General features: G+C 71.0%; 11 protein-coding genes. 2 read left to right on the top strand and 9 right to left on the bottom strand.

All coding sequences use genetic code 11. The features are described 5' to 3' along the window. Nucleotides 1-124 precede the first annotated feature (124 nt). The 5 genes from ACWDEX_RS17990 to ACWDEX_RS18010 all read right to left on the bottom strand — a co-directional run bounded on the left by ACWDEX_RS17990 (nucleotide 125) and on the right by ACWDEX_RS18010 (nucleotide 7,997). Nucleotides 125-1,570, bottom strand: a complete 1,446-nt coding sequence (locus ACWDEX_RS17990) for an aldehyde dehydrogenase family protein (protein WP_450464487.1) — start codon at nucleotides 1,568-1,570, stop codon at nucleotides 125-127. Nucleotides 1,571-1,923: 353 nt separating this feature from the next. Continuing rightward, nucleotides 1,924-2,715, bottom strand: coding sequence for an SDR family NAD(P)-dependent oxidoreductase (locus ACWDEX_RS17995; RefSeq protein WP_450464488.1), 792 nt, complete (start codon nucleotides 2,713-2,715; stop codon nucleotides 1,924-1,926). Next, nucleotides 2,712-3,587 (bottom strand): MFS transporter, encoded by an 876-nt coding sequence (locus tag ACWDEX_RS18000; RefSeq protein ID WP_450464489.1) that lies wholly within the window; start codon nucleotides 3,585-3,587, stop codon nucleotides 2,712-2,714. Before ACWDEX_RS18000 ends, ACWDEX_RS17995 begins: the two co-directional genes overlap by 4 nt. Before the next feature lie 179 nt (nucleotides 3,588-3,766). Continuing rightward, nucleotides 3,767-5,434 (bottom strand): PucR family transcriptional regulator, encoded by a 1,668-nt coding sequence (locus ACWDEX_RS18005; protein ID WP_450464491.1) that lies wholly within the window; start codon nucleotides 5,432-5,434, stop codon nucleotides 3,767-3,769. 139 nt (nucleotides 5,435-5,573) lie between these two features. Further along, nucleotides 5,574-7,997 (bottom strand): ATP/GTP-binding protein, encoded by a 2,424-nt coding sequence (locus ACWDEX_RS18010; protein WP_450464492.1) that lies wholly within the window; start codon nucleotides 7,995-7,997, stop codon nucleotides 5,574-5,576. 306 nt (nucleotides 7,998-8,303) lie between these two features. On the opposite strand from ACWDEX_RS18010, the gene gabT reads away from it, so the two are divergent. Both gabT and ACWDEX_RS18020 read left to right on the top strand, forming a co-directional pair. Continuing rightward, nucleotides 8,304-9,638 (top strand): 4-aminobutyrate--2-oxoglutarate transaminase, encoded by a 1,335-nt coding sequence (gabT, locus tag ACWDEX_RS18015; RefSeq protein WP_450464493.1) that lies wholly within the window; start codon nucleotides 8,304-8,306, stop codon nucleotides 9,636-9,638. 488 nt (nucleotides 9,639-10,126) lie between these two features. Beyond that, nucleotides 10,127-10,843 (top strand): phosphatase PAP2 family protein, encoded by a 717-nt coding sequence (locus ACWDEX_RS18020; protein ID WP_450464494.1) that lies wholly within the window; start codon nucleotides 10,127-10,129, stop codon nucleotides 10,841-10,843. Nucleotides 10,844-10,907: 64 nt separating this feature from the next. Here ACWDEX_RS18020 and ACWDEX_RS18025 read toward each other — a convergent pair whose 3' ends face one another. The 4 genes from ACWDEX_RS18025 to ACWDEX_RS18040 are packed head-to-tail and all read right to left on the bottom strand — an operon-like array spanning nucleotide 10,908 to nucleotide 15,243. Then, nucleotides 10,908-12,326: an NAD(P)/FAD-dependent oxidoreductase gene (locus ACWDEX_RS18025; RefSeq protein ID WP_450464495.1), complete on the bottom strand. Its 1,419-nt coding sequence runs from the start codon at nucleotides 12,324-12,326 to the stop codon at nucleotides 10,908-10,910. Nucleotides 12,327-12,364: 38 nt separating this feature from the next. Next, nucleotides 12,365-13,165, bottom strand: coding sequence for an ABC transporter permease (locus tag ACWDEX_RS18030; protein ID WP_450464496.1), 801 nt, complete (start codon nucleotides 13,163-13,165; stop codon nucleotides 12,365-12,367). Then, entirely contained in the window at nucleotides 13,166-14,092 is a 927-nt protein-coding gene (locus ACWDEX_RS18035; RefSeq protein ID WP_450464497.1) for an ABC transporter permease, read from the bottom strand. It abuts the gene before it with no gap. Next, entirely contained in the window at nucleotides 14,092-15,243 is a 1,152-nt protein-coding gene (locus tag ACWDEX_RS18040; RefSeq protein ID WP_450464498.1) for an ABC transporter ATP-binding protein, read from the bottom strand. The genes ACWDEX_RS18035 and ACWDEX_RS18040 overlap by 1 nt, the downstream gene beginning before the upstream one ends. Nucleotides 15,244-15,248: the final 5 nt, after the last annotated feature.

Raw genomic sequence — 15,248 nt, forward strand, 5'->3', positions numbered from 1 at the left:
GCGGTGTTCCCATTACTCCGAAAGAGTCGGCCAGGAATCGACTGTTTCCCAAGGTCAGCGTAGGGATACACGCCGACGGCCGAAGCCCCCGCACAGTGGGCTCCGGCCGTCGGTTGTGGTTGGCTCAGAGAGCCAGGTCCGTCAGGACCAGGACGCGCTCGTAGGTGTAGTCGTCCATCGCGGAACGCACGCCCTCGCGCCCGACACCGGAGCGCTTGGTGCCGCCGTACGGCATCTGGTCGGCCCGGAAGGAGGGCGCGTCACCGATGACGACACCGCCGACCTCGAGGGCGCGGTGGGCACGGAAGGCGACCTGGAGGTCGTGCGTGAACACGCCTGCCTGGAGGCCGTACTTGGAGTCGTTGACCGCGGCGAACGCCTCGGCCTCGCCGTTCACCTTCTGCACGGTGAGGACCGGTCCGAAGACCTCCTCGCTGGCGAGGGTCACGCCGGCCGGGACGTCGGTGAGCACGGTCGGCGCGTAGGTGGCACCGTCCCGCTTGCCGCCGGTCAGGAGCGTGGCGCCCGCGCCCACGGCCTCGTCGACCCAGGACTCCACGCGCTTCGCGGCGTCCTCGCTGACCAGCGGGCCGACGTCCGTCGCGTCATCGGAGGGGTCACCGGTGACCAAGGCCTCGACGGCGGCCACGATGCGCGGCACCAGCCGGTCGTACACTGCGGCGTCGGCGATCACCCGCTGCACGGAGATGCAGGACTGGCCGCCCTGGTAGTTGGAGAACAGGGCGATACGCTTCGCGGCCCAGTCCAGGTCCTCGTCGCTCGCGTAGTCGGCGAGGACGACGGCCGCGCCGTTGCCGCCCAACTCCAGGGTGCAGTGCTTGTGCGGCACCGAGTCCATGATCGCGTAGCCGACCTTCTCGGAACCGGTGAAGGAGATGACCGGCATGCGCTCGTCCTGGACGAGGGCGGGCATCTTGTCGTTGGTAACCGGCAGGACCGACCAGGAACCGGCGGGCAGGTCGGTCTCGGCGAGCAGCTCGCCGAGGATCAAGCCGGACAGCGGAGTGGCCGGCGCCGGCTTGAGGATCATCGGCACGCCCGCGGCGATGGCCGGGGCGATCTTGTGGGCGCACAGGTTCAGCGGGAAGTTGAACGGCGCGATACCAAGGACAACACCCTTGGGGAAGCGGCGGATCAGCGCCAGACGGCCCTGGCCGCCGGCATCGGTGTCGAGGCGCTGGCCCTCGCCGCCGTTGAAGCGGCGGGCCTCCTCGGCCGCGAAGCGGAACACGGAGACGGCACGGCCGACCTCGCCGCGGGCCCACTTGATGGGCTTGCCGTTCTCGGCGGAGATGAGCTGCGCGATCTCCTCGGTGCGCTCGACGAGCCGCTTGGCGACGTGGTCGAGGGCGGCGGCCCGCGCGTGGGCCGGGAGGGCGGCGAACTCGTCCCGTACGGCGTACGCGGCGGCGACCGCCTCCTCGACCTGGGCCTCGGTCGGGACACTGACCTTGCCGACGAGCCGGCCGTCCCACGAGTTGGTGACGTCGAAGGTGGTCTCGCCGGTGGCCTGGCGGCCGGCGAGCCAGAAGGCGTGGGTGGCAGTCATGTTCGGGTCCCGGCCCTTCCGAGGTTGGATGTCCTTGGGTTGCGTCGTCCACGGTAGGGCCGGGGCGGCAATGGGTCGTTTGTCCGGGGAGTAGCACTGTGGTGCGGGCGTAGTACGGGATGTACAGCGGTTACGCGGATGTGGGCGGACTTGTGGCCTTCAAGGGTGCGGTCGCGGTGCCCGACAGGACGGCCGGCACGGTGAAAACGATCGAGCTCGGGCCGGAAGGTGGCACGGGGGGGATCTCGGTGTCGGCGATCGGTGTTCGTCGTGCTTTGTCAGGCGGGAAGCGTGCCGGCGATCGTGGCGGCCATGGCTTGTGCTCCGGCGCCGTTGGGGGCTGGGTCATGAGTTCAGTTCTCCTGGGAGCGCAGCAGGTGGCGGGTGAGATCGTCGAGGCGGGCCGCGTCGGCAAGGGCGAACGACGGGTTGTCCAGGTTGATCCGGTCGGCCGGGGTGAAGGCGCTGAGCGGTTCGGAGGGTGGGGCGTCGATGCGGGCGGTGATCGGTTTGATGCCTTCCTCGACGGTGGCGCCGTGCTTCTTGAGTGCCGCGACGTGGGCGGCAGTGGCCGGGTCGTACTCGCCGGCGAAGCTGGTCGAGACAGGGCCGGGGTTGATCAGCACGTAGCGGGTGGGGCTGGCGGCATTGCGGGCGGCGAAGGCGACGCCGAGCAGGTTGTTGGCGCGGCCGGCCTGCATCTGGGCAGCGACGCCGTCGTAGCAGTGTTCGAGCATGACGTCGTTCCAGTGGATGCGGCCGACAGGGACGCCGGGCGCGGGCCCGGACACGTTGACGATGACGCGCGGCCGGTCCAGACCGTGGCTGAGCAAGAACCGGCTGAGGTACTCCAACGCAAAGGTGCCTTCCATGCCTTCGGCCGTGACGAACCGGGCGGAGCGGAAGTATCGCGCGCCCAGCACCAGCGCGTGCACAGCGGCGAAGCCGTCGTTGATCTCCTCGATGACGCGCCGGTTGTCGGCGACCAGGCTCAGGTCGGCCTGGATGAAGTGCGCTTCGGGAAGAGCGGCGGCCTTGGCGGGGTCACGGCCGACGATGACGACGGTGTCGCCACGGTCGAGGTAGGTGCGGGCCAGGGCACGGCCCATCCCGTCAGTGCCACCGGTGATCACGATCGTTGTCATGAGAACGCCTTTCCGGACATAGAGGGTTCTTCCTGAGCGGCGGCCGGCGTTTCGGGGCGGCCGGGCAACAGCCGGACGGCGGCCAGCACGATCGCGAGCATCGCGACGACAAGCCTGAACACGCCGTGGAAGCCGGAGACCGGGCCGCCGGAGGTCTGCAAGATGAGCGTGACCAGGGCAATGCCGAGGGCTGCGCCGAGCTGGTTGAGGACATAGAGCACCGAACTGCCCTGCGCGACCATGGGAGCGGGCAGGGTTCGGTACAGCGAGCCCATGGTGGGCGCGCTGAAAGAGCCCATGCCCAGGCCGATGGTCAGGGCCGCCAGTACCGGCACCGCCTCGGGGGTGTGGGCTCCGACGAAGGTGAAGGCCAATGCGCTGAGAAGTGCCAGGACCGCGCCTCCATAGGCCAGACCACGGGTGCCGAGCCGGTCCGACAACCGTCCGGCCAGTGGCATGGCGATCGCGCCGCCGAGGCCGGCGGGGGCCATCAAGAGTCCGGCGGCCAGCACGCCGCGCCCGTGGACCTGCTGGTAATACAACGGGAGCACGAACAGGGTGGCGAAGTTGGCCAGGCCGCCCAGGCCCATGATGGTGACGCTGACTGTGAAGCCGCGGCTGGCGAACAGTCGCAGGTCGATCAAAGGCGGCATGCGCCGGGCGCGGAGGGCGTGGACGCCATAGGCGATCAGCAGCACAACGCCCGCAGCCAGTGGGGACAGCGCCTGCCAGACGGTGAAAGCAGCATGTTCGGCCGTCTGGGACAGGGCCAGAACCAGCGCGGCGAAGCCGGGGGCGAGCAAGGCAAGGCCGACGACGTCGAGGCGCTGCCGTGGCGCCTGCGGGTCTGCCGGGGGGTCGGCGGGGATCATGCGCAGCGCGAGCAGAGGCGCGCTCCCGGATGGGCACCCGCCAGATCGACGACACCGAACTGCACGAAATCGCCCGCGCCGCCGTCCGCACCTTCGTGGCAGCCTTCGGTGAAGCCGACGGTTGGACAGCGACAATCAACGCCGCCGGCCAGGCCGATCAGTTGTGCCTGGAGGCGCCGTCACTCCCCCGCCGCGGCCGTCGCCTTGAGCGCCAGCCACAGCTCCATCCGTACATCCGGGTCGTCCAGCGAGCGCCCCAGGATCTCCTCGACCCTCCGCATGCGGTAGCGCAGCGTGTGGCGGTGGACGCCGAGGTCGGCCGCCGCAGCGTCCCACTGGCCGTGGCGCGACAGCCAGGCCCGCAGCGAGGCCACCAGATCGCCCCGTCCCGTGGCGTCATGCTCGCGCAGGGCGCGCAGCAGGCCGTCCGCGAAGGCGCGCACTGCGTCGTCCGCGAGCAGCGGCAGCACCGACCCGGCCGCCAGTTCCTCGTGCTCGACCAGCGGCCGGCCCCGGCGTCGGGCCACCGACAGTGCCTGTTCCGCCTGCTTGTACGCGGCCGCCGCGGCGATCGGCCCGGCGGGCGCCGACATGCCCACGACCAGTTCGTTCTCGTCGGCGGCCGGCTGCTCGCGGGCCGCGGCCCGCGCCGCCTGCACCGCCGGCACGTAGTCCTGGCACGCGGTGACGGCGGCGCCGCCGTCCACGGCAAGCACGACGAGCCGCTCCCCGTCGGGCACGACGAGCACGGCCTCGCCGGAGCGCGCGGCCGCGGACTCCACCGTCTCGGCGAGCCCGTCCAGCGGATCGCCGTCCGTGTCGGCCCCCGCCAGCGGCGCGGCGGCCTGTGGCGCAGGCGCCACGCGCGCGTGCCCGTCGGCGTGCGCCCGGGCGGCCGACGCGGACGCCGACTCGGCGAGGATCAGCCGGAACGGCGCGTCCAGCAGAGCGCCGTACAGGTCCCCGGCCACCGCCCGCGCGTGGTCCGGCTGCCCGGCGAGCAGCAGGCGCAGCACGGCCGCCCCGATCCGCTGCTCGGCGGCGTGCAGGGACCGCGACCGTTCGGTGGTGAGGGTCAGCAGGGCGACGGCGGAGTGCACCGCGTACCGTTCGGCGGTGCCCAGCGGAGCCGCGGTACCCACGGCGAGCGCGGCGCGCGGGCGCCGCCCGGTGCCCAGGGAGTGCAGTTCGACCCGGTCCTCGCCGCTCGGCCCGCCGACCACGGAACTCGCCGGCGCGGGCCGCTCCCGCAGCCGTTCCACATCCGCGGTGAGCCGCGCGGCGCGGCGTCCCGCCCACTCGGGCGCGGCGGCGACGACGGCGCCGGACGCGTCGTACAGCGCGGCCCAGCCGTCGACCTGCGCGGCGAGCGCGCCCAGCAGCCCCTCGGGGCCCTCACTGAGGGCCTGGCGGGTCAGCTCACGCTGGGCGGCGAACCCGGCGGTCACCGCCCGGTACTGGTCAGCGGCGTTGGCCGCGGACACCGCCTTGCTGATGGCGAGGAAAGGGGTGCGCCGGGGCACCTCGAGCAGCGGGAGCCCTTCCTCGCGCGCGGCGACCACGAGAGCCTCGGGGATCTCGTCGTAGTTGACGCCGACGGCGAACCCGAGCCCGACCACGCCCGCGCCGGCCAGCCTCTTCACATAGCGCCGCATGACCTCCGGGTCCTCGGCGTCCAGCTTCAGCGCGGTGATCAGCAGCAGCTCACCGCCCTCCATATAGGGGACGGGGTCGGCGAGTTCGCTGACGTGTGCCCAGCGGACGGGGACGTCCAGGCGACCCTCGCCCGCGCGCACGGCCAGCTTGAGCGCGGAGTGATGGACGAGCGAGGCGAGCGTGAGGGGCATGAGGCCTTCAGGTCAGCACGGACTCTGTTCTGCGCAGAGTCCGTGACGGTCACGGACTGTGTGATCTCTGTGATCCTTTGGCCGCCGCGTATGAACGACCTATGCCGATTCTGCCTCACCGTACGGTCGCCTCGGACGCTTATGTCCGGACGTCCTGCTCAGGCGCCCGACCGCGCAGGTCCACGAGCAGTGGTGGCGCGTGCTCGCCCTTCCTGTCCGTCAGGGACAGCACCGCGTGCCCCGGCGGCACCGAGTGCGCCAGCTCGGACGCGGACCACCGCTCACGCTCCACCTGGCGGACGGTCACGGCGTCCGTGGTCACGGCCTTTCCGGTCACCAGCTTGCGCAGGGCGTGGATGGCCCGGGTCATGGGCTGGTGCGCGAAGACGGTGTGCTTGGCGACGTCCCGTGTCTCCACCCACTGTGTGCCCCAGGCCTGGGCGAACCGGCTGCCGTCCCACGTGGTGACGCCGGAGAAGGCCATACGGCAGCCGACCGCCCCGAGCAGCGGCCCGTGCAGGGCCTCGGGGACGTCGCCGATCGTACGCAGGGCGAGGACCACTCCTGCGTTCCGGGAGCGCAGCCGCTGGATGCGGCGTACCGACTCGGCGGTCACGGTCCCGGTGGCGTCGTCGAGGACCAGACAGGCGAAGTGGGAGCGCTCGCCGCCCCGCACGACGGCATCGAACTGGGCGAGGACCAGCCGGGTGATCAGCCGGGACGCCTCCTCGTGCCCGTGCTCGGGGAGGTCGATGCGGACCCGGAGCGGATGGTGGGCCACGGCGCGCAGCGAGAACGGCCGTACCGTGCCGCCGGCGCCGAAGAACTCGGCGAAGGCCGGACGGTCCAGCAGGGCGAGCCGGTCGGCGAGCGCCGGCCCCGCGTCGGCCGCGGTGCCGATCTGCCGGACGCGGGCGTCGAGTTCGCGACGCATCGCGGCGTGTTCCTCCCCCGAGAGAGCCTCGCGGAGGGACGACAGCGCCGACGGCTCGCCCTCCAGCAGCTCCCGCAGCACGGGCAGGGACGGGAAGGCGCCGTGCACCGCCCGGTAGGGGCCGAGCAGTTGCGCGAGCGCGGTCACGGCCCGCTGCCCGCCGACGGTGTCGAGGTCCCCGGCCAGGCCCTCGGCGAGGAAGGCGGCCGCTTCGTCGGGGTCGTCGCAGTCCGCGTAGGGGTCCAGGTCGTGGACGGACGAGGGGTCCCCGATCCGTACCACGACGTCGAACGCCGAGTCCGGGGCAAGCGGTGTACCGGCGGCACACACCGCGACGACGGCGCACCGGCCGGTCAGGGCCCGTAGCGCGAGGGACTCGACCACCGGCGCGACCAGATGGCGGGTCTTCCCGGAGCCCGGCGGCCCCACGGCCAGGAGCGAGGTGGCGAGCGCGTCCGTGCCGAGGGCCGCGCCCGCTCCGCGGTAGGCGAGGGGCGTGCGCTCCCCGGCCGCCCACTGCCCGATGCGGACCTGGTCCACGAGCAGGTCGTGCCGTGCTGCGCGGCCGGGCAGGTCCCGGGCTCCGGACGGGTGGGCCCAGGCGGCGCCGCCCTGGCGCAGCACCGTCTCGGTGAAGGCGGCGAGGCGTCCTTCGTTCCTGGCCGCGGTCCACGCGTACCCGACCCGGACGCAGTCCACGTCGTTCATCCGGCCGGCGAGGACTTCGGCGGTGAGTACGTCCGCCGCCTCGTGCGCTCCGGCTTCGCGGAGTTCGGGCCACTGCGCGCGGGGCAGGTCCGGGTCGGGCGGCGCGGTGCGGCTCTGCCCCGTACGGTCGCGCGCGGCGAGCCACTGCCGGGCCAGCGCCCACCAGCCGCCGATCCGCACGAACGGCCACAGGACCAGTGCCGTGATGAGCGCGTAGAGCCCGTCGGTGAGCATCTGCGACTGGAACAGGTCGTAGCCGCCGGAGACCAGCGCGACGAGGGAGAACACGGGGGCGGCGACCGGCAGGGCGTTCCAGCCGACGCCGGGGAAGGCGGTCGGGAACACGAAGCTCAGCGTGAGGAGGGCGCCCAGGGCGGCGAGGAGGGCACGCGCGGGCTGCTCACGGCGGCCGATGACGTGTCGGAGGACGTCGGGCCAGCTTCCGAGCCGGCCCATGACGTAGACGAGGAGACCGAAGAAGACGCCGTCGTAGATCACGAGGGCCTCTTGACCCTGCCATCCCTTGGGGGCCGTCGTACCGGCCCACCACCAGTCGCCCGGGGTGAACAGTCTGAGGACCGCCGACTTGTACGGGACGGCGCCATGGCGCCACATGGACCAGACGACCAGCGCCACCACCAGGGGGACCGCGAGACCGACCACGGTGACCGGGGCCAGCCGACCAGATCCCTGCGCGGCCTTCGGCCGGCGGAAGCCGAAGCGCCAGATTCCGGGGTCGGCGGCCGGGCGGGGCTCGTTGAGCCAGTCGGCGACGGCCGGCCGGTGGGGCGGGGGCTGTGCGGGCACGGGGGGAGCCTCGGGTGCCCGCGCGGGCCGCGGCGGCACCCGTGGCGGCGTGGCCGGACGCGGCACGGACTCCGCCCATGTGCCCCGCGCGTCCTGCGTCCCGTCGCTGTCCATCGCCCTTGCCCCCTGACCAGCCGCTCCGTGCACCATCAGCGAGCCAATCTAACGCCCCTGCAAAGGGAGTTCACCGCTTACGCGCGCCGCGGCCGCGCCGACGTCGTCCGCCACGCTATGTCCACCGCGGACAAGCCGACACGCCCAAGGTGCCCACATGGAGCATGCCCACTACCCCTTACCGGCTCTAGCCTGCGAGAAAAGAAGGTAAGCGTCCGAAACGCACCCCCGCCCGGAGCCGGGCGCATCGGAACACCGGTACGCCACACCCTTCGGTTCGGTTCGCACGATCATCAGGGAGCCCCCATGACCGCACTTCCGCAGGAGCGCCGCGTCGTCACCGCCATCCCCGGCCCGAAGTCGCAGGAGCTGCAGGCCCGCCGTACCGCTGTGGTCGCGCAGGGCGTGGGCTCCACGCTGCCGGTCTTCACCCAGCGCGCGGGAGGCGGGATCATCGAGGACGTCGACGGCAACCGTCTGATCGACTTCGGCTCGGGCATCGCGGTGACGTCCGTGGGTGCCTCCGCCGAGGCGGTCGTGCGCCGTGCGTCGGCGCAGCTGCAGGACTTCACGCACACCTGCTTCATGGTCACGCCGTACGAGAGCTACGTGGCCGTCGCCGAGGCGCTGGCCGAGCTCACGCCGGGTGACCACGCCAAGAAGTCCGCGCTGTTCAACTCGGGCGCCGAGGCCGTCGAGAACGCCGTCAAGATCGCCCGCGCTTACACCAAGCGCCAGGCGGTCATCGTCTTCGACCACGGCTACCACGGCCGGACGAACCTCACCATGGCCCTGACGGCCAAGAACATGCCGTACAAGGACGGCTTCGGCCCGTTCGCGCCCGAGGTCTACCGGGTGCCGGTGGCGTACGGCTACCGCTGGCCGACCGGCGCGGAGAACTGTGGCCCCGAGGCCGCCGCGCAGGCCATCGAGCAGATCAGCAAGCAGGTCGGCGCGCACAACGTGGCCGCGATCATCATCGAGCCGGTGCTCGGCGAGGGCGGCTTCATCGAGCCCGCGAAGGGCTTCCTGCCCGCGATTCGCCAGTTCGCCACGGACAACGGCATCGTCTTCGTCGCCGACGAGATCCAGTCCGGCTTCTGCCGCACCGGCCAGTGGTTCGCCTGTGAGGACGAGGGCATCGTCCCGGACCTGATCACCACCGCCAAGGGCATCGCGGGCGGTCTGCCGCTGTCCGCCGTCACCGGCCGCGCCGAGATCATGGACGCCGCGAAGGCGGGCGGTCTGGGCGGCACCTACGGCGGCAACCCTGTCGCCTGCGCGGGTGCGCTCGGCGCGATCGAGACGATGAAGGACCTCGACCTCAACGCCCGTGCGAAGGAGATCGAGGCGACCATGAAGGCCCGCCTGACGGCGATGGCCGAGAAGTTCGACATCATCGGCGACATCCGCGGCCGTGGCGCCATGATCGCGATCGAGCTGGTCAAGGACCGCGCCACCAAGGAGCCGAACTCCGAGGCGGCCGCCGCGCTCGCCAAGGCCTGCCACCAGGAGGGCCTGCTGGTCCTGACCTGCGGCACCTACGGCAATGTGCTGCGCTTCCTGCCCCCGCTGGTCATCGGCCAGGACCTGCTGAACGAGGGCCTCGACATCATCGAGCAGGGTCTCGCGCGCGTCTGAGCCACCCCGCCCTCCCCCGTCCACGGGACAGCAACAGCTGGACGGGGGAGTAAGCGCCTCCTCCGCCCCGGCCCCTGAGTCCGCCGTGACTCCGGGGCCGGGGCGACGGCGGTCAGAGGCTGTGAAGAAGGTGTGCGGGGTGGATGGCGGGTGGCGGTTCCGGCTGTCAGAGCCGTTTTCCCTGCCGTAGGTTCTAACCAGATGAGAGATACCCCCGTCCGCAGGGGACTGTGGGCGGTATCGGGCCGGGGCCTCCCCAGCTTCGACCCGGTCGTGCCTCGCGCACACAACCGGAGCTTCCAGCTTCGGATCTCCTCACCGGTCGGACGGCCGCACGCCCCAAACCCCCCGGGGCGGGCGGCACACCGATCCGGACACGGCCGCCGAAAGCGGTTCGCCGAAGGGCCAGCGCACTCCCCCCCTTGCGCTGGCCCTTCGGCAGTGCCCCGCAGGCGCCCAGCCCGGCCACACCTGCCAAGCTGTTCGCCGTGTCAACACCCCAAGATCCGGATCCCGAGCCCGCGGCCGCCTCGCGCGCCGGCGAGCCCACGGCCTCCGGGCGGTCGGCCTGGCTCCTCGTGCCGCAGGCCCTCCTCTTTCTTCTGATCACCTGGCAGGTCGCCGTCCACGGTCCGCTCGCACGGGCGGACGAGCGGCTGGACCGGGCCCTGGTTCACCCGGACCGGGTCTCCGAGGTCCTTGCCGACCTCGGGAACATCTCGGTCGCCGTGCCGGTCCTCGCCGCCCTCCTGGTCTTCGTCTCCTGGCGTGATCGGCGCGACGGAACGGACCGGTGGTGGCTGCGCCCCCTCGCCGCGGCAGCCCTCATGGCGGCCGTTCCGGCGCTGGTCGTCCCGCTCAAGGAACTGATCGCCCGGCCGGGCCCGCCGGCCATGGGCCCGAGCACGGGCTTCTACCCCTCGGGGCACACGGCCACCGCGGCGGTCGCCTACGGCGCGGCGGCCCTGGTCCTGTGGCCCCGGCTGCGCACGCCGCACGGCCGCCGCGCAGTCCTCGTCGTCTGTCTCCTGCTGAATCTCGCGGTCGCCTACGGGCTGGTGCGGCACGGCTACCACTGGCCCCTGGACGTACTGGCCAGTTGGTGCCTGTGCGCCGTGGCGCTCTCCTCGCTGTGGTTCCTCTTCAGCGGAAGCAGCGGTGGAGCGTCTTCCGCGACGCCCGGCTCCCGAACCGGTCCCGGTTGACCGGCCAGTCCCTGTGCCGGGACCTGCCCGGTAGTGCTTGGTCAGGGCAAGTCCCGGCCCGGCGTCAGCTGTCGAAGCCAAGCCCCAGCTTGTCCATGGTCTTCAGCCAGAGGTTGCGCCGCCCGCCCTGCGCGTCGGCCCGCGCCAGCGACCACTTGGTGAGGGCGATGCCCGTCCAGGCGAAGGGCTCCGGCGGGAACGGCACCGGCTTCCTGCGGACCATCTCCAGTTCGGTGCGCTCGGTCCGCTCCCCCGCGAGCAGGTCGAGCATCACGTCCGCGCCGAAGCGGGTGGCGCCGACACCGAGGCCGGTGTAGCCCGCCGCGTACGCCACCTTCCCCTGGTGGGCGGTGCCGAAGAACGCCGAGAAGCGTGAGCAGGTGTCGATCGCGCCGCCCCACGCGTGCGTGAAGCGGACTCCCTCCAGCTGCGGGAAGCAGGTGAAGAAGTGCCCGGCGAGCTTGGCGTAGGTCTCCGGGCGATCGTCGTACTCGGAGCGCACCCGGCCGCCGTACGGGTAGATCGCGTCGTAGCCGCCCCACAGGATGCGGTTGTCGGCCGAGAGCCGGAAGTAGTGGAACTGGTTGGCCGAGTCACCGAGTCCCTGGCGGTTCTTCCAGCCGATCGAGGACATCTGGTCGTTGGTCAGCGGCTCGGTCATCAGCGCGTAGTCGTAGACCGGGACGGTGTAGGAGCGGACGCGCTTGACCAGGTTCGGGAAGACGTTCGTGCCGAGCGCCACCTGGCGGGCACGGATCCGGCCGTACGGGGTGCGGACGGCCATGCCGCCCCCCAGCGGCTGCAGGCTGAGCGCGGGCGTGCGCTCGTAGATCCGGACGCCGAGTTGGAGGCAGGCCCGCTTGAGGCCCCACACGAGCTTGGCCGGGTGGAGCATGGCCACGCCCCGGCGGTCGTACAGGCCGGCGCGGAAGGTCGGGGAGTCGACCTGTTCCCGCAGCGCCTCGGCGTCGAGGAAGTCGGTGCCCTCGGCGAGGCCTTGGTCCTTCATCTCCGTGTACCAGTCGCGCAGTTCCCGGGCCTGGTACGCCTCGGTCGCGACGTCGATCTCGCCGGTGCGCTCGAACTCGCAGTCCATGGAGTAGCGGTGGACCGCCTTCTCGATCTCGTCGAGGTTGCGGGCGCCCAGCTCCTCCAGCTTGTGGATATCGTCCGGCCAGCGGGCGAGGCCGTTGGCCAGGCCGTGGGTGAGGGAGGCGGCGCAGAAGCCGCCGTTGCGGCCCGAGGCGGCCCAGCCCGCCTCGCGGCCCTCCACCAGCACCACATCCCGCCCCGGGTCGCGCTCCTTGGCGATGAGCGCGGTCCACAGTCCGCTGTAGCCGCCGCCGACGACCAGCAGGTCGCAGGTCTCGGCGCCGGTGAGAGCGGGCTCGGGGTGGGGCTTGCCGGGGTCGTCCAGCCAGTACGCGACCGGCTGGGCTTCGGAAAGAGACTTGTTCCAACGGGTCATGGCGCTTGGGGCCATGATTTCAACTCCCTACGGGTGCGTTTCGCCGGGTGGCTTTATGCCTTCTGGCGATTTCGGCGATTGCCGATGGCCATGGAGACCAGGACGAACAGTACGGCGAGGGTGAACATGGCCGTACCGATGACATTGATCTGAACGGGGGTTCCACGTTGCGCCGAGCCCCAGACGAACATGGGGAAGGTGACGGTCGAACCCGCGTTGAAATTGGTGATGATGAAATCGTCGAAGGAGAGCGCGAAGGCGAGCAGCGCGCCCGCCGCGATTCCGGGTGCCGCGATGGGCAGGGTGACGCGCAGGAACGTCTGCACCGGACCGGCGTACAGGTCCTGGGCCGCCTGCTCCAGGCGCGGGTCCATCGACATCACGCGCGCCTTGACCGCGGTGACGACGAAGCTGAGGCAGAACATGATGTGCGCGATCAGGATCGTCCAGAATCCGAGCGGCGCACCCATGTTGAGGAAGAGGGTGAGCAGCGAGGCCGCCATGACGACCTCGGGCATCGCCATCGGCAGGAAGATGAGCGAACTGACGGCCCCCCGCGCGCGGAAGCGGTAACGGACCAGCGCGAAAGCGATCATCGTGCCGAGGAGCGTGGCCCCGATCGTCGCCCACACCGCGATCTGGAGGCTGATCGACAGCGAGCCGCACATGTCGGCGACACCGCACGGGTCCTTCCAGGCGTCCGTGGAGAACTGCTGCCATTGGTAGTTGAAGCGCCCCTTCGGCTTGTTGAAGGAGAACACCGTGACGATGACGTTGGGCAGCAGCAGATAACCGAGCGTCAACAGTCCGGCTATGACGACGAGATGGCGCCGGAACCAGTGTACGAAGGCCATTTAGACCAGATCCTCCGTCCCGGACCTGCGGATGTAGAACGTGACCATGATGAGGATCGCGGCCATGAGAATGAAGGAGAGGGCCGCGGCCGTGGGGTAGTCGAGCACCCGCAGGAACTGTGTCTGGATGACGTTGCCGACCATGCGGGTGTCCGTGGAGCCGAGCAGGTCGGCGTTGACGTAGTCGCCCGCCGCCGGGATGAAGGTCAGCAGCGTGCCGGAGACCACGCCCGGCGTCGACAGCGGGAAGGTGACCTTCCGGAAGGTGGTGAAGGGCTTGGCGTAGAGGTCGCCCGCCGCCTCGTGGAGGCGGCCGTCGATACGCTCCAGGGAGGTGTACAGCGGAAGGATCATGAACGGCAGGAAGTTGTACGTCAGTCCGCACACCACCGCGAGCGGGGTGGCCAGCACACGGTCGCCGGAGGTCCAGCCGAGCCAGTTGGTGACGTCCAGGATGTGCAGCGCGTTCAGGGTGCCGACGACCGGGCCGCCGTCCGCGAGGATCGTCTTCCAGGCGAGCGTGCGGATCAGGAAGCTGGTGAAGAACGGCGCGATCACCAAGATCATGATCAGGTTGCGCCAGCGGCCCGCGCGGAAGGCGATGAGATACGCGAGCGGGTAGCCGAGCAGCAGGCACAGAACGGTCGCGGATGCCGCGTAGAGCACCGAGCGGACGAACTGCGGCCAGTACTCGGACAGCGCGTCCCAGTAGGTCGCGAAGTGCCAGGTGACCTTGTAGCCGTCCTCCAGGGAACCCGTCTGCACGGAGGTGGAGGCCTGGTAGATCATCGGCAGCGCGAAGAAGACGACCAGCCACAGGATGCCGGGCAGCAACAGCCAGTACGGCGTCCAGCGGCCCCGCTTGCGCGGGGGCTTCGCGGGGGTGGTGGGCGCGAGGGGCGGGGGCGCCTCGGTGACAACGGCCATCAGGCGGCCTCCTCCTCAACCGTCTCGATGCCCGCGTCGATGTCCTGCGCCGCGTCCAGGCCGAAGGTGTGCGCCGGGCTCCAGTGCAGCACCACGTCAGCGCCGGGCACCAGCCGGGAGTCGTGGTCGACGTTCTGGACGTAGACGGCGAACTCGGGGCAGACGGCGCTGTCGATGACGTACTGAGTGGAGACACCGATGAAGCTGGCGTTGACGATCTTGCCGGTGATGCGGTTGCGGCCCTCGGGGATCTCACCCGCGTCGTCGGCGTGGGTGAGGGACACCTTCTCCGGGCGGACACCGACCAGCATCTTGCCGCTGGCCGTCGTCGGCGCGGAACATCGCGCCCTCGGTAGCGAGAGCTTGCCGCCGCCGGCCTTCAGGATGATCTCCTCGCCGCTCCTGGAGTCGACCTCCGCCTCGATGAAGTTGGAGCTGCCGAGGAAGTTGGCGACGAACGTGGTCCGCGGGTTCTCGTAGAGGTCGGCGGGCGAGCCGAGCTGTTCGACACGGCCCCCGTTCATCACGGCGACCGTGTCGGCCATGGTCATGGCCTCCTCCTGGTCGTGCGTGACGTGGACGAAGGTGATGCCGACCTCGGTCTGGATGCGCTTGAGCTCCAGCTGCATCTGGCGGCGCAGCTTCAGGTCGAGGGCGCCGAGCGGCTCGTCGAGCAGAAGCACCTTGGGGTGGTTGATCAGCGCGCGGGCCACCGCCACACGCTGCTGCTGGCCGCCGGAGAGCTGGTGCGGCTTCTTCCGCGCCTGCTCGCCGAGCTGCACCAGGTCCAGCATCTCCTCGACCTGCTTCTTCACCGACTTGATGCCACGCCGGCGCAGGCCGAAGGCGACGTTCTCGAAGATGTCGAGGTGCGGGAAGAGGGCGTAGGACTGGAAGACGGTGTTCACCGGCCGCTTGTAGGGCGGCAGGTGCGTCACGTCCTGGTCGCCGAGGTGGACGGTGCCCGTCGTGGGCTCCTCCAGACCCGCGATCATGCGCAGGGTGGTGGTCTTGCCGCAGCCCGAGGCGCCGAGCAGGGCGAAGAAGGAGCCCTGCGGCACGGTCAGGTCGAGCGGGTGTACGGCAGTGAAGGAGCCGTAGGTCCTGCTGATTCCGGAGAGGCGGACGTCGCCGCTGTTGTCTGTCGTCATCTTCG

This window comes from Streptomyces sp. NPDC001020, from assembly GCF_053599115.1.

What these genes read in the sequence shown, in the direction of transcription:
- ACWDEX_RS18010 (WP_450464492.1), bottom strand. Translation starts at nt 7,997, where the DNA reads ATGGACAGCGACGGGACGCAGGACGCGCGGGGCACATGGGCGGAGTCC.
- ACWDEX_RS17990 (WP_450464487.1), bottom strand. Translation starts at nt 1,570, where the DNA reads ATGACTGCCACCCACGCCTTCTGGCTCGCCGGCCGCCAGGCCACCGGC.
- ACWDEX_RS18000 (WP_450464489.1), bottom strand. Translation starts at nt 3,587, where the DNA reads ATGATCCCCGCCGACCCCCCGGCAGACCCGCAGGCGCCACGGCAGCGC.
- ACWDEX_RS18040 (WP_450464498.1), bottom strand. Translation starts at nt 15,243, where the DNA reads ATGACGACAGACAACAGCGGCGACGTCCGCCTCTCCGGAATCAGCAGG.
- ACWDEX_RS18005 (WP_450464491.1), bottom strand. Translation starts at nt 5,434, where the DNA reads ATGCCCCTCACGCTCGCCTCGCTCGTCCATCACTCCGCGCTCAAGCTG.
- ACWDEX_RS18035 (WP_450464497.1), bottom strand. Translation starts at nt 14,092, where the DNA reads ATGGCCGTTGTCACCGAGGCGCCCCCGCCCCTCGCGCCCACCACCCCC.
- gabT (WP_450464493.1), top strand. Translation starts at nt 8,304, where the DNA reads ATGACCGCACTTCCGCAGGAGCGCCGCGTCGTCACCGCCATCCCCGGC.
- ACWDEX_RS18025 (WP_450464495.1), bottom strand. Translation starts at nt 12,326, where the DNA reads ATGGCCCCAAGCGCCATGACCCGTTGGAACAAGTCTCTTTCCGAAGCC.
- ACWDEX_RS18030 (WP_450464496.1), bottom strand. Translation starts at nt 13,165, where the DNA reads ATGGCCTTCGTACACTGGTTCCGGCGCCATCTCGTCGTCATAGCCGGA.
- ACWDEX_RS17995 (WP_450464488.1), bottom strand. Translation starts at nt 2,715, where the DNA reads ATGACAACGATCGTGATCACCGGTGGCACTGACGGGATGGGCCGTGCC.